This window comes from Nonomuraea mangrovi (assembly GCF_042681425.1).
Classification (GTDB): Bacteria; Actinomycetota; Actinomycetes; order Streptosporangiales; family Streptosporangiaceae; genus Nonomuraea; species Nonomuraea mangrovi.
In genome coordinates, this window is the sequence record NZ_JBHUFV010000058.1 from 13,511 (window position 1) to 26,124 (window position 12,614).

8 protein-coding genes are annotated in these 12,614 nt (G+C 70.9%); 7 read left to right on the forward strand and 1 reads right to left on the reverse strand.

Features of this window, described 5'->3' with window-relative positions:
* Window positions 1–67 precede the first annotated feature (67 nt).
* From ACFSKW_RS38165 to ACFSKW_RS38190, 6 genes are all read left to right on the forward strand, one after another.
* Entirely contained in the window at window positions 68–754 is a 687-nt protein-coding gene (locus ACFSKW_RS38165; protein ID WP_379578373.1) for a response regulator transcription factor, read from the forward strand.
* The gene (locus tag ACFSKW_RS38170) at window positions 751–2,556 is read left to right on the forward strand and encodes a sensor histidine kinase (RefSeq protein ID WP_379578375.1); all 1,806 of its coding nucleotides are present in this window, start codon (window positions 751–753) and stop codon (window positions 2,554–2,556) included. The genes ACFSKW_RS38165 and ACFSKW_RS38170 overlap by 4 nt, the downstream gene beginning before the upstream one ends.
* A gap of 107 nt (window positions 2,557–2,663) precedes the next feature.
* Window positions 2,664–6,263 (forward strand): WD40 repeat domain-containing serine/threonine protein kinase, encoded by a 3,600-nt coding sequence (locus ACFSKW_RS38175; protein ID WP_379578377.1) that lies wholly within the window; start codon window positions 2,664–2,666, stop codon window positions 6,261–6,263.
* A gap of 434 nt (window positions 6,264–6,697) precedes the next feature.
* Window positions 6,698–7,951, forward strand: a complete 1,254-nt coding sequence (locus tag ACFSKW_RS38180; RefSeq protein WP_379578379.1) for an MFS transporter — start codon at window positions 6,698–6,700, stop codon at window positions 7,949–7,951.
* A complete protein-coding gene (locus tag ACFSKW_RS38185) occupies window positions 7,948–9,420 on the forward strand; it encodes an amidohydrolase family protein (protein ID WP_379578381.1) in 1,473 nt (490 codons plus the stop codon). The genes ACFSKW_RS38180 and ACFSKW_RS38185 overlap by 4 nt, the downstream gene beginning before the upstream one ends.
* A 290-nt stretch (window positions 9,421–9,710) precedes the next feature.
* Window positions 9,711–10,253 (forward strand): GNAT family N-acetyltransferase, encoded by a 543-nt coding sequence (locus tag ACFSKW_RS38190; RefSeq protein WP_379578383.1) that lies wholly within the window; start codon window positions 9,711–9,713, stop codon window positions 10,251–10,253.
* A gap of 107 nt (window positions 10,254–10,360) precedes the next feature.
* On the opposite strand, the gene ACFSKW_RS38195 is transcribed toward ACFSKW_RS38190, so the two are convergent.
* Entirely contained in the window at window positions 10,361–11,707 is a 1,347-nt protein-coding gene (locus tag ACFSKW_RS38195; RefSeq protein ID WP_379578385.1) for an aminotransferase-like domain-containing protein, read from the reverse strand.
* A gap of 88 nt (window positions 11,708–11,795) precedes the next feature.
* On the opposite strand from ACFSKW_RS38195, the gene ACFSKW_RS38200 reads away from it, so the two are divergent.
* A complete protein-coding gene (locus tag ACFSKW_RS38200) occupies window positions 11,796–12,611 on the forward strand; it encodes an alpha/beta fold hydrolase (RefSeq protein ID WP_379578387.1) in 816 nt (271 codons plus the stop codon).
* Window positions 12,612–12,614: the final 3 nt, after the last annotated feature.

The window sequence follows — 12,614 nt, forward strand, 5'->3', positions numbered from 1 at the left end:
GTGTGAAACCTGTTTGGTTGTCATGCGGATCCCATGTGCACCCCTGACATGGGCATAGCCTCGGCTCATGTGCGCGTACGTGCTGGTCGCCGAGGACGATCCCAAGCAGGCCGAACTGCTCAGGCGGTATCTGGAGCGGGAGGGCCATGAGGTCCTCGTCGTGCACGACGGGCGTTCCGCGATCGACGAGGCACGGCGCGCGGATCCCGACCTCGTCGTGCTCGACGTGATGATGCCGAAGGTCGACGGGTTGGACGTCTGCCGGGTGCTGCGTGCCGAGTCCGACCTGCCGATCCTGATGCTGACCGCCAGGTCCACCGAGGACGATCTGCTGTTGGGGCTCGACCTCGGCGCTGACGACTATGTCGCCAAGCCGTACAGCCCGCGTGAGCTGATGGCCCGCGTGCGGACCCTGCTGCGCCGTACCAGGAGGTCACAGGACGCCGATCGGCAGGTGTTCCAGGCGGGCGATCTCCTCGTGGACCCGGTCAGGCACACCGTCACCGCGGCGGACACGCTGGTGGACTGCACACTCGCGGAGTTCCGGATCATCGAGACGCTGGCCGCCGAGCCGGAGCGGGTGTTCACCAGGAAGCAGTTGCTGGAGCGCATCCACGGCTTCGACAGGTTCATCACCGAACGCACGGTCGACGTGCACGTGATGAACCTGCGCAAGAAGATCGAGCCTGATCCGCGCCGCCCGGTCCGGCTGCTGACCGTGTACGGCGTCGGCTACAAACTGACCCACGCATGAGGTCGTTGTTCGTCAGGTTGCTCACGAGTTCGGCTGTCGTGGCGGTCTGCTCGATCACGGCGACCGCGTGGCTGGCCGCCAGCAGCACCTCCGGCGCCATCCAGCGCGAGCAGGGCCAGACGCTGGCCAGCGACGCCCGGATCAACAACAGCCTGCTCGGCTACGCCTCCCGCCATTCGGACTGGTCGGGCGTCGCCGCCACCCTGCGCGACCTCGCCGCCCAGAACAGCCGCCGCATCGCCCTGGCCACCGAGAACGGCACCCTCATCGCGGACTCGGCGACCGCCGGGACACCACTGCCCGCCAAGGTGTCGGCCGTCGTCGACCCGCTGGCCGTGGACGTGACCCTGGTGCCGGGAGCGGCCAGGGACCGTATCGATCCCCGCGCGGTGGGTCCTTTCCTGCTGTCCGACCGCGATCGCGCCCGGCTGAGGAAGGCCGCCGACACCTACGCGGTCTGCGCGGGCCGCACCGGGCAGGCCGTACAGGTGACCGTCTCGAACACCGGCAGGCCGCTCGTCAGGCCGCTCGTCACGACGCTCAGCCAGGGGGCCCGTCAGGAGCCGAGCCCGATGCCGAGCCCGATGCCGACCGCGGCCCCCGTCGTGATGGGCGGCTGCGACGACACCGCCTTCAGCACGCCGACGCGCACCGAGAAAGCCGCGTTGAGACAACTCAACCTCCGGGTCAGCAGGTGCCTCAAGGGGAAGGGCGCGGGAAGGGGCTCGGTCGGCCTCGACCTCACCTGGGTCCCCAAGGAGAAACAGCCGGTGCAGCCGGCCGCCGAACCCGATCAGGTCATCTCCTCCTGCATCGTCACGGCACGCAAAGAACAACTCGATCCCTACGTCGCCCCCGCGGCGTACCTGTACATCGGCTCGCCCGTCGAGGCCACCGGCCAGCGCATCCCGCTGCCCTCGATCGCCGGTGCCGCCCTCCTCGTGCTCGTACTGACCGTGGGCGTGAGCGTCATGGCGGCCAGGCGCCTGGTCAGGCCCGTCAACGCGCTCACCCACGCCGCGCAGCGGATGCGCGACGGGGACAGCTCCGCCCGCGTCACAGTCAGGACCACCGGCGAGATCAGCGAGCTCGCCACGGCGTTCAACGAGATGTCGGAACATCTCCAGCGCATGGAGGAGCAGCGCAAGGCCATGGTCAGCGACGTCTCCCACGAGCTGCGCACACCGCTGAGCAACCTCAGGGGCTGGCTGGAGGCCGCCCAGGACGGCGTCGCCGAGTTGGACCCAGCGCTGATCGCCTCGCTGGTCGAGGAGATCCTGCTGCTGCAACACATCGTCGACGACCTTCAGCAGCTCGCCCTCGCCGACGCCGGCATGCTCCGCCTGCATGTCGAACCCGTCCACCTCGGCGACCTTCTCGAGCAGGTGACCACCGCTCACCGCGGCCGGGCCGAAGCCGCAGGGCTCACGCTGACCACCGTGGTCACCGACGACCCCCGGCTGACCGCGGATCCGGTACGGCTCCGCCAGGCCGTCGGCAATCTGGTGACCAACTCCCTGCGTTACACGCCACGCGGCGGGCACATCACGCTGGGCGCCCGCCAGGATGGCGACCAGGTCGTCGTCGAAGTGACCGACACGGGGATCGGGATCCGCGCCGAGTACCTCCCCCACGTCTTCGACCGCTTCTGGCGGGCGGAGAAGTCCCGCAACCGCCAGACCGGCGGCAGCGGGCTCGGGCTCGCCATCGTGCGCAACCTGGCCGAGGCGCACGGCGGCACGGCCACGGTCGCCAGCGTGCCAGGGGTCCGCACGACGTTCGCCCTGCGCCTGCCGTCGTAGTGGCCTGCGGGTGCCCGACCGCCCTCATGCGGTCCTTCGAGCCGGGCGAGAACCGGCGGTGCCGCTTCGTCGACAACCTGATGGGCTGATCCGGCATCTAACCTCGCATGAACGGGGAGCCGTCAAGGCTGGGGAGATACTGGCTGGCCGGCAGGCTGGGCGCAGGGGGACAGGGCGTCGTCTACGAGGCCTACGACGAGGCGGCCAACCGCGTCGCGGTCAAAGTGCTGCACGCCTACCTTTCGGGAGACTCGACGTTGCGGCGGCGCTTCCTGCGGGAAGTGACCGCCGCGCAGCGCGTCGCGTCGTTCTGCACGGCCAGGATCATCGGCCACGACCTGGAGGGCGAGCGGCCCTACCTGGTCAGCGAGTTCGTCTCCGGCCCGAGCCTGCGCAGGGCAGCGCCCTTCTCCGGCGACGACCTGCACCGGCTCGCGCTCGGCGTGGCCACCGCCCTGGCCGCCATCCACCAGGCCGGGGTGGTCCACCGCGACCTGAAGCCGGAGAACGTCCTGCTGGGCCCCGACGGCCCGCGCGTCATCGACTTCGGCATCGCCAGGGCCGCCGGGTTGTCCATGACCTCGACGGGGGAGCTGACGGGCACGCCGATGTACATGGCGCCCGAGGTCTTCGACGGCGGCCGGGCAGAGCCGCCCGCCGACGTGTTCGCCTGGGGCGCGCTGGTCTGCTTCGCCGCCACAGGCCGCGACCTGTTCCACGCGCCGACCACCGTCGCGGTGATCCACCGGCTCCTCACCGACGAGCCCGACCTGTCCGCGCTGCCCCCGGCGCTGCGCGAGCCGGTGGCCGCCGCGCTGGACAAGGACCCGGCCAACCGGCCCACCGCGCACGCCCTGCTGACCACCCTGCTCAGCGGCGGCCGGCCGCTGGATCACGGCGGTGAGCAGGCTCCGATGGCCGCGGCCGCGCACGCGGCGGCGGCGATGCGGACGCCCGAGTCGCTGGCGGGACGGCCCGCGCTCGGCCAGGTCGCCGAGCACTTCTACGCCTCGCTCCCGCCGCACGAGCGCGACCTGGCCAGGCAGCTTCTGCTGCGCCTGGTCGACGTGCGCGAGGGCGAGGACTCCATCCGCCACGCCGCCACGGAGGAACTGGTCGAAGGCCGCCCGGAGGCCGAACGGCTGCTGGCCGAACTGGAGCGGGCCAGCCTGGTCGAGCGCGGCGCCGGCACCGTATCGATGGGCCGCGCCGCGCTGCTACGCGCCTGGCCACGCCTGCACGAGTGGGTCAGCGGCGACCGCGAGGCCCTCTCGCGCCACCGCAGGCTCGGCGAGGCCGCGCGCCGATGGGCGGCGCACGGGCGCCTGCCGGAGGACCTGCTCCAAGGTACGGCTCTGCGCGAGGTCATGACCTGGGCGCCGCAGACCCCCGAGCACCTGACGCTGAACCCCACCGAGCGGGCCTTCGTCGAGGCCAGCACCGCCCAGGCGGCCGGCCGGGCCAGGCGGCGCAGGCTGGTCGGCGGCGGCGTCTCCGTCCTGCTGGTCACCGCGTTGATCGCCGGGATCGTGGCCTGGCAGCAGACCCGCCTGAGCCAGGCCAGCGGCCGGCAACTGGCCGACAAGCAGACCCAGGAACGCGCCAGGCTGCTGGCCTTCCAGGCCGACGCTCTGCGCAAGAGCGATCCGGCCAGGGCGATGACGCTGAGCGTGGCCGCGTACCGGACGGCCGACGTGCCGGAGACGAGGGCGGCGGTGCTGAGCTCGCTGGCCCAGCCGGAACAGCGCATGTTCAAGGATCCGAACCTGAACAACAACGGACGCGCCCTGAGCGCCGACGGCTCGCTGCTGGTGAGCGCGGGCGAGAACGAGGTCAGGGTCTACGAGGTGCGCACCGGACGCCAGACCGCGCGACTGACCGGCGTCGGCTTCGGTCCCTTCCGCGCGGCGCTGAGCCCGGACGGCGACACGCTCGCGCTGGCCGCCGACTCCAAGCTGCGGCTGTGGAGCCTGCGGACGGGAAAGCAGATCGCCACCGGAACCGACAAGGCGTGGGGATCGGCTTTCCACGCCAACTGCACGATGCGTTTCTCGCCGGGCGGCCGCTACCTGGAGGTGTCGGCCAACCTCGGCGGCCCGTTCAGCGGGCTCTGGGACACCAAGGCGGGCAAGTTCCTGTACGCGGGCACCGGCGACCTGGAAGTGGGCCCGGGAGACCGCTACGTAGTGGTGGGCCCGACCTACGAGGGCGACGGGAAGACGACCCTGGTCCGCGACCTGCCCGGCGGGCAGGCCAGGCCGATGCGCGCGTCCCTGCCCACTCTGGTGTCCGGGGCCTCACCGGTCGGCCGGCGCGTGCTCGTGCAGGAGGGCGGCGAGGCGCGGCTCTGGAACCTGGACACGGCCCGCCCTGACCCTCTCGGATTCAAGGGCACCGCGGCCACCGCCGACTTCTCCGCCGACGGGAAGTACATGGTCACGCTCAGCGGCCTGAGCGGCTCGGGCAGCATCGCCCCGCCGCCCACGGTCACGCTCTGGCGCGTGGCCGACCGCGCCATGCTGCTGCGCTTCACCGCCGCGTCGATAGCCGCCCAGCGTCCGGCGCTCAGCCCCGACGCGCGGCGCCTGACCCTGCTTGACGACACCGGCCAGGCCACCGTCTACGACCTGGACCGCCTCACCGCTCCGGGACCGGGCGCGCCCGCGGGCTCGGGCAGCCTGTGGCTGGCCCCCGACGGCCGCACCGCCTTCTCCGTCCTGGCGGGGCGGGTGCGCTCCTGGCAGGTGCCGGCCTTCACGCCGTCGGGCCGGATGATCACACCGAAGGTCTCGGTCGACGCCGGGCTGCCCAAGTACATGATCGCCGCCACGGTCAGCCCGGACGGCAAGACCATGGTCACCACCGAGCCGACCTGGGTCGGCGGCCCCTACACGCTGTGGGACACGGCCACCGGGCGCAGGCTGGCGAAGATCGACATCACCGCGGCGACCCCGAGGGCCGACAACATGGAGCGCATGGTCATCAGCCCGGACGGGCGCCGGCTGGCCATCGCCTTCTCGATGTCCAACGACGGCCACGGCGCGGGCAGCGTCCTGCTCGTCGACCTCTCCCGCCGCGCGGTGACCAAGGTCTTCAACGACATCTCGGCGGGCGAGATGTCGTTCAGCCCCGACGGCAGGTGGCTGACCACCGGCGACCCGGCCGGGGTGGACGTCATCGACCTGGCCGGCATGACGACACTGCCGGTCTCGGCCGCGCCGGGGACGATGGCGCACGACTGGATGACCTACGACGGCACCGGCCGGCGGGCGGTCTCGCCGTACGGCAGCCGGGGGGTGGCCCTGTGGGACGCCACCACGTGGGAGCCGACCGGGCAGCTGTTCAAGGTGGCGGGCGATGTGCTCGGGGCGGTCTTCTCTCCCGACGGTAAGACGCTCGCGGTCGCCCACGACGACAGGGTGACGCTGTTCGACCTGGTCAGCGGCAGGCAGCTGGGCAGCCCGCAGCCGGTGTCGGCCACGATGGACGACGTGGACCTCCGCGACCAGATGCCGAAGCTGGTCTTCATGCCCAGCGGCGACCTGCGGGTGCTCGCGCACGACGGAAGGGTCCGCGACCTGCCGGTCAGCGGGGAGCGCGCCGCGCCCCTGGTGTGCGAGCGGGCGGGCGGCACGCTGTCGCGGGCCGACTGGAACAGCCTGGTCGGCAAGGACGTGCCCTACTCCGATCCGTGCCCCAAGGGCTAGCCTCCAGGATCACCTCGTCGAAGTCGCCGCCTACCGCACCAGCGAGTCGCGCTCCTACGACACCTCGATCGGCTTCGGCCGCGTCAACCCGGCGGGCGTCCGCTGGACCCGCCTGTTGACGGTGTCGGGGGAGGTCGCCCCGACCTCGGCCGCGCGGCGAACCGAGGTCTCCAACGTCGCCTCGGTTCGCCGGGTTCAGGGGATCACGATGATCAAAGAAGGTGAACGCGGCGCCGCGGTGCGGGTTGACACCTAAGCTCCTCATCGCCTGGACCCGGGTGGAGCACCATCGAGGCGTTTCACCACCAGTGGACAGATCTTGGTGCAATCGCACCGCCGGCGGCCCCTGACTTCATGTTCCCGCACGATGCACTCCCGCGTGACGTGATGGAGGGTTGCCGGAACGTTGATCCGAAAGCTCCGGAGGCCTGTGAATGGGACTCGTCGAAGACACCCCCACGCTGTCGCCCGCGCGAATACGCAGAACGGCGACCGTCACCGTCGGCCTGCTCATGGGCGTCTGGGTGATCGACTACGTCGATCGGGTGATGATGGCCGTCGCGTTGCCGTTCATCGGCGAGGAGTTCGCGCTCACCAAGACCGAGCAAGGCTGGCTGATCACCGCCTTCTCCCTGGTCTATCTGCTGTGCCAGGTGCCGGGTGGCATCCTCGCGGACAAGTTCGGCGCCCGCCGCCAACTCATGGTCTCTCTGCTGCTCTGGTCGGTCTTCACCGCCCTCACCGGTGTCGCCTGGGGTCTGGCATCCCTCCTCGTCATCCGTGCTCTCTTCGGCGTCGGCCAGGGACTCTTCCCCGGCGCATCCTTCAAGGCCATCGCGGAACGCACGACCCCCACCGTCCGCGCCACCGCCGCCGGTGCCATGCTCGCCTCCAACCAGCTCGGTGCCGGCGTCGCCCCGCTCATCGTCGCGCCGCTCATCCTCGTGCTCGGCTGGCGCCACACCTTCTGGGTCACCGCCGCCGCCGGCGTCGCCATCGGCGTTCTGCTCTGGAAGCTGCTGCCCAAGGCGCTGCCCGCCCACCTCAACGGCTCCGACGTCGTTCAGGACAAGGGGACCAGCCTCGGCGCCGTCATGCGCTCGGCATCGGTCTGGAAGTTCGCCGCCCTCTTCTGCACCACCAACATGCTCGGCTACGGCTTGATCACTTGGGTGCCCAGCTACCTGCTGGAGGAGCGCGGCATCTCCCTCATCAACACCGGCGTCATGTCCGCCATCCCTGGCCTGGTCGCGTGCACGACCGTCTTCCTCGGCGGCTGGCTGTTCGACCGCTTCTTCCACGACAGAGCCCGGCTCTACGTCATCCCCCTGCTCCTGGTCACCGCCGTGCTCCTGGTGCTCATGCTGATGGCCGACTCCGCTGTCGGGTTCACCATCTACCAGACCCTCGCCATGGGCGTGGCGGGTCTTTCCGCGATGGGCATCCTCGGCATGCCCGTGCGCGCCCTGCCGCCCGCCGTCATCGGATCCGGCATGAGCGTCGTCAACGTCGGCGGTCAGATCGCCGGCGTCCTCGCCCCCGTCCTCATGGGCTTCCTGGTCGACACGTTCTCCTACACCGCTGCTTTCGGCCTGCTCATCGCCACCACCGTCCTCGGCGCGCTGATCGCGTTGATCGTGCCCCAGCGCCCTGAGCAGTTCAACCTCGGAACGGAGGAACTCGCGTGACGACATACGATCTGGTCCTCGCCCGCGGCCGGGTCATCGACCCCGAGACCGGTCTGGACGCCGTACGCGACGTCGGCGTCAACGGCGGGGTCATCCAGGCAGTCTCCGACCAGCCGCTCGACGGCCTCACCAGCGTCGACGCGACCGGCCTGGTCGTCAGTCCGGGCTTCATCGACCTGCACAGCCACAGTATGGACGTCGCGGGCCATCGCCTGCAGGCGCTCGACGGCGTCACCACCGTCCTGGAACTCGAGGCCGGCGCCTACCCGGTCGCCGCCGCCTACCGCAGGGCCGAGATCGAGGGCAGGCCCCTCAACTACGGCTTCGCGACCTCCTGGGCCGTGGCCCGTATGGCCGTCCTCCTCGGCCTCGACACCAGCGGCGACCTGAGGAACGACTTCCTCGCCAACATCGGCCGCGAGGAATGGCAGCGCGCCGCTCCGCGAAATGTCGTCGACCGCATCGTCGGCATGCTGGAGCGCGACCTCGGCGACGGCGCGCTCGGCATCGGCATCCTCGTCGGCTACGCGCCCCACATCGATCCCGCCGAGTATCTCTCTGTGGCCGCCCTCGCCGCCCGCGTCGGGCTGCCCACCTACACCCACGCCCGCGAACTTGTCGAGATGGACCCCACCACTCCCGTCGACGGCGCCGAGGAGATCGTCCGCGCCGCCGCCTCGACCGGCGCGCACATGCACTACTGCCACGTCAACAGCACCTCCATCCGCCATGTCGACCGCGTGCTCGGCCTGGTGGAGAAGGTGCGCGCCGAAGGCTCGCGAGTCACCACCGAGGCCTACCCCTACGGCGCGGGCATGACCGGCGTCGGCGCGGCCTTCCTCGCCCCTGAACTCCTCCACCGGCGCGGGCTGACCCCGCACTCCATCGGCCTGCTCGGCGCCGAGGGGCGTATCCCCGACGCCGACACCCTGCGCCGGGTCCGCGAGAGCGAACCCGGCTCGGCGGCTTTCGTCCACCTGCTCGACGAGGATGACCCCTCCCAGTTCGACTACATCCAGCGGGCCCTCACCTTCACCGACGCCGCTGTCGCCACCGACGCCGTACCCCTCCTGTGGCGCTCAGGGGCGCCCGACCCGTTCTCTTGGCCGCTCGGGCCCGACGCCGTCACCCACCCCCGTACGGCAGGCACCTACGGCCGGACGCTGCGCAGGCTCGTCCGGCAGAACGGCGTCCTGTCGCTGCCCGAGGCTGTGCGCCGGTGCACGCTCGTCCCCGCCGACGTGGTGGGCTCGGGTGTCCCGGCGATGCGGCGCAAGGGCCGGGTTCAGGTGGGCTGCGACGCCGACCTGACCGTCTTCGACCCCGAGACCGTCAGCGACCGTGCCACCTACACCGAGACGGTCAGGCATTCCTCCGGTTTCGTCCACGTCCTTGTCGGCGGCCAGTTCGTGGTCCGCGACGAGTGTCTGTTGCCGACCGCCCTGCCCGGGCGCGCTGTCAGAGCCTGATGCCTGCTCAGGGTCGCTCGCGTGTATCCGGATACTGACAGCCCTGCCGGCACCCGGATTCACGCAGGGCGCTCACCTCCACGGCCGGGGAGCATCAGCGGGTCGGGACCGGACACCAGGGCCATGGCCGGCCGTACCCGCTGCTTCCGGCCACGCGCCCGGACCGGCATCAGCGCCGCCGCACTCCTGATGGTGCGGGTCATCGAGCTTACGCACCTGGACGGGCCGGCATGGGGAAGGGCTGGCGGCAACGTTGAGCCGCAGGTACATCCGCGGGCATCATGGTCGTCATGCCAGGGCTCATCGATCCAGCGGCCGAGTTGCGGAAGTCCTTTCTGTCCGCGGTGGCTGAGTTCCGGACCGACCCTGACTATCCGGTTCCCTGGTTCGTCGACGATGTCGACCCACAAGCCCTGGCAGACTCGTGGGCTTTCGACGCGTATGTCGCGCGTGTGCTCGGCGAGCGGACCCAGGCGGGCGTACGAAGCGGATTCGTGCCGATGACCACGCTGTGGTGGGTCGACGCCGAGCGATTTCTGGGCAGACTGGCCATCCGCCATCGGCTCACCCCGGCGTTGATGGAGTTCGGTGGTCATATCGGCTACGACGTGCGCCCCAGCGCACGTCGTCAGGGACACGCGACGGCGATGCTCGCGGCCGCGCTGCCGATCGCGCGGTTGTTGGGCATCTCCCGGGCGTTGGTGATGTGCGACCGGACGAATACCGCTTCGCAGCGAGTTATCGAAGCCAACGGTGGCGAACTTCTCGACATCACCGCACAGAAGCGTCGCTACTGGGTGTCGACCGCGGAGGGCGGCACGGGTTTCGGGTAGCCCCCGGGTGCGGGGCGCTCGTTCGGGCACTCAGGCCCGACGCCATCGCTTACCGCGCGGCCTACTACCGCCGATGAGCGCATTGAGTTCTTCCGGCGAGCCGGCCCCTACTCGACCTCGGTGTCCTCGGGAACGCTTCTGGCCAGCGCCGCGAGAGTCGCCAGCGCCGTGGCGAGGGTGCCGAGCGGTGGTGCCGACAGGGCGAGACGGACGGCGTTGGGCGCGTGGGCAGCCACGATGGTGAAGGCTGCGCCGGGGGTGACCGCGATGCCACGACGGGCGGCGGCCGCGACGAAGGTGTCGGCCCGCCAGGAGTCGGGCAGCCGCCACCAGCAGTGGTAGGCATGCGGATCGGCCTCGACGGCGAACCCGGCGAGGTGCTCGCGTACGAGTTGCTGGCGTGCCGCCGCGTCGCGGCGTTTGATCTCTTGGAGGGCCGCGACCGTGCCGTCGGTGAGCCATCGCGTCGCGGCCTCGACCGCGAAGCGCGGAGCGGTCCACCCGCCTGAGCGCAGCGCCGAGGCGACCCGGTCGCCGATCGCCCGCGGTGTCACCGCGAACCCTACGGTCAGACCCGGGGCGACTCGCTTCGACAGGCTGTCGGCGACGATGACGTGCTCCGGCGCGAACGCGGCCAGCGGCGGCGGGTCGTCGCGAAGGAACGCGTAGATGCCGTCCTCGACCGCGTAGATCCCGAGATCTCGTAGAGTGTCCGCGATGTCGGAACGCCGCTGTTCGGGCATGGTGACACCGAGCGGGTTGTGCAGCGTCGGCTGGAGGTAGACGGCACGCAGCGGCCCGGCCGACCGGATGGCCTCCGGGAGCACCCCGCACTCGTCCATGGTGAGCGGGACCAGCGTGATGCCGAGACGGGCGGCGATGCCCTTGACCAGAGGGTAGGTCAGCTCTTCGACGCCGACGCGGTCACCCGCAGGGACGAGGGCCGCGAGCGCGGCGGCGATCGCTTGCCGTCCGTTGCCCGCGAGCAGCAGGCGTCCGGGATCGGGGACCCAGCCCGGACGGGACAGCATCGCGGCCGCCGCCTCCCGCACCGCCGGCGTGCCCGCCGCACGCATGGGGGTGAGCGCACCCGCCAGCACGTCGGGACGCAGCATTCCGCTCAGGCTCTCCGCGAGGAGTGCGGGCTGCTCTGGGGGCATGGGGAAGTTCAGCTCCAGGTCCACCCGCGCGTGGGCCGGCTCGGCGAGTGCGGGCTCGCTCGGCGGTACGGCGGCGCGGACGAACGTGCCGCGCCCCACCTCGCCGACCGCAAGGCCGCGGCGGATCAGCTCGCCGTACACCCGAGCCGCCGTGGAGCCGGCGATGCCGTGCCTGCGGGCGAACTGCCGCTGCGGTGGCAGCCGGTCCCCGGGCCTGAGCCGACCGGAGGCGATCTCCGCCGCGAGCGCGTCCGCGATCCGCCGGTAGTCGTCCATCCCATCTCCAATCGACATTGCTCCGAGTGCAATTTTTCTATTGCACCGAGATATTCCTCTCAATAGCATCGAACTGTCAAGCCGGGCCGAACAGGAGAGGTTCACGGTGGGCACTTTCATCACCGGGCAGATCGCCATCGAATATGAAGACCACAACCCCGAGGGCACCAAGCCGCCGCTGGTGCTCGTCCACGGTCACCCCTTCGACCGCTCGATGTGGACACCCCAGGTCCAGCACGTCGGCCGGGACGGGCGCCGGGTGATCGTCTCGGATCTGCGCGGCTACGGCCGGAGCACCGTCGTCCCGGGCAAGACGCCGCTTCGGACCTTCGCCCAGGACATCGCCGAGCTTCTCGACGACCTCGGCGTCGCAGAGATCGTCCTCGGCGGCCTGTCCATGGGCGGACAGATCGTCATGGAGTTCCATCGCTTGTTCCCGGACCGGCTGCGCGGACTCGTGCTTGCCGACACCGCCCCCCAGGCGGAGACCGAAGAGGGCAGGCGTACCCGCAACGCCATGGCCGACCGGCTGCTCCGGGAGGGCATGGGCCCCCACGCGGACGAGGTCCTGTCCAAGATGGTGGCGCCGGCCAACATCCGGCGGTTCCCCGCGGTGGCCGAGCACGTCCTCGGCATGATGCGGGGGACGCCGCCAGAGGGCGCGGCCGCCGCGCTGCGCGGCCGCGCCGAGCGCCCCGACTATGTCGCGTCACTGTCTCGCGTCCGTGTGCCTACGCTCATCGTCGTCGGCAGCGATGACGAGTTCACCCCGATCGCCGACGCCCGGCTCATGCACCGGATCATCCCGGGATCCACGCTTGCCGTCGTCGAGGGGGCCGGGCACATGCCCAACCTCGAGCGGCCGGCTGAATTCAACGAGACGCTGCAGAAGTTCCTCGACTCGATTCCCCAGGAGCAGTGAGTC

What these genes read in the sequence shown, in the direction of transcription:
- ACFSKW_RS38165 (WP_379578373.1), top strand. Translation starts at nt 68, where the DNA reads ATGTGCGCGTACGTGCTGGTCGCCGAGGACGATCCCAAGCAGGCCGAA.
- ACFSKW_RS38170 (WP_379578375.1), top strand. Translation starts at nt 751, where the DNA reads ATGAGGTCGTTGTTCGTCAGGTTGCTCACGAGTTCGGCTGTCGTGGCG.
- ACFSKW_RS38175 (WP_379578377.1), top strand. Translation starts at nt 2,664, where the DNA reads ATGAACGGGGAGCCGTCAAGGCTGGGGAGATACTGGCTGGCCGGCAGG.
- ACFSKW_RS38180 (WP_379578379.1), top strand. Translation starts at nt 6,698, where the DNA reads ATGGGACTCGTCGAAGACACCCCCACGCTGTCGCCCGCGCGAATACGC.
- ACFSKW_RS38190 (WP_379578383.1), top strand. Translation starts at nt 9,711, where the DNA reads ATGCCAGGGCTCATCGATCCAGCGGCCGAGTTGCGGAAGTCCTTTCTG.
- ACFSKW_RS38195 (WP_379578385.1), bottom strand. Translation starts at nt 11,707, where the DNA reads ATGTCGATTGGAGATGGGATGGACGACTACCGGCGGATCGCGGACGCG.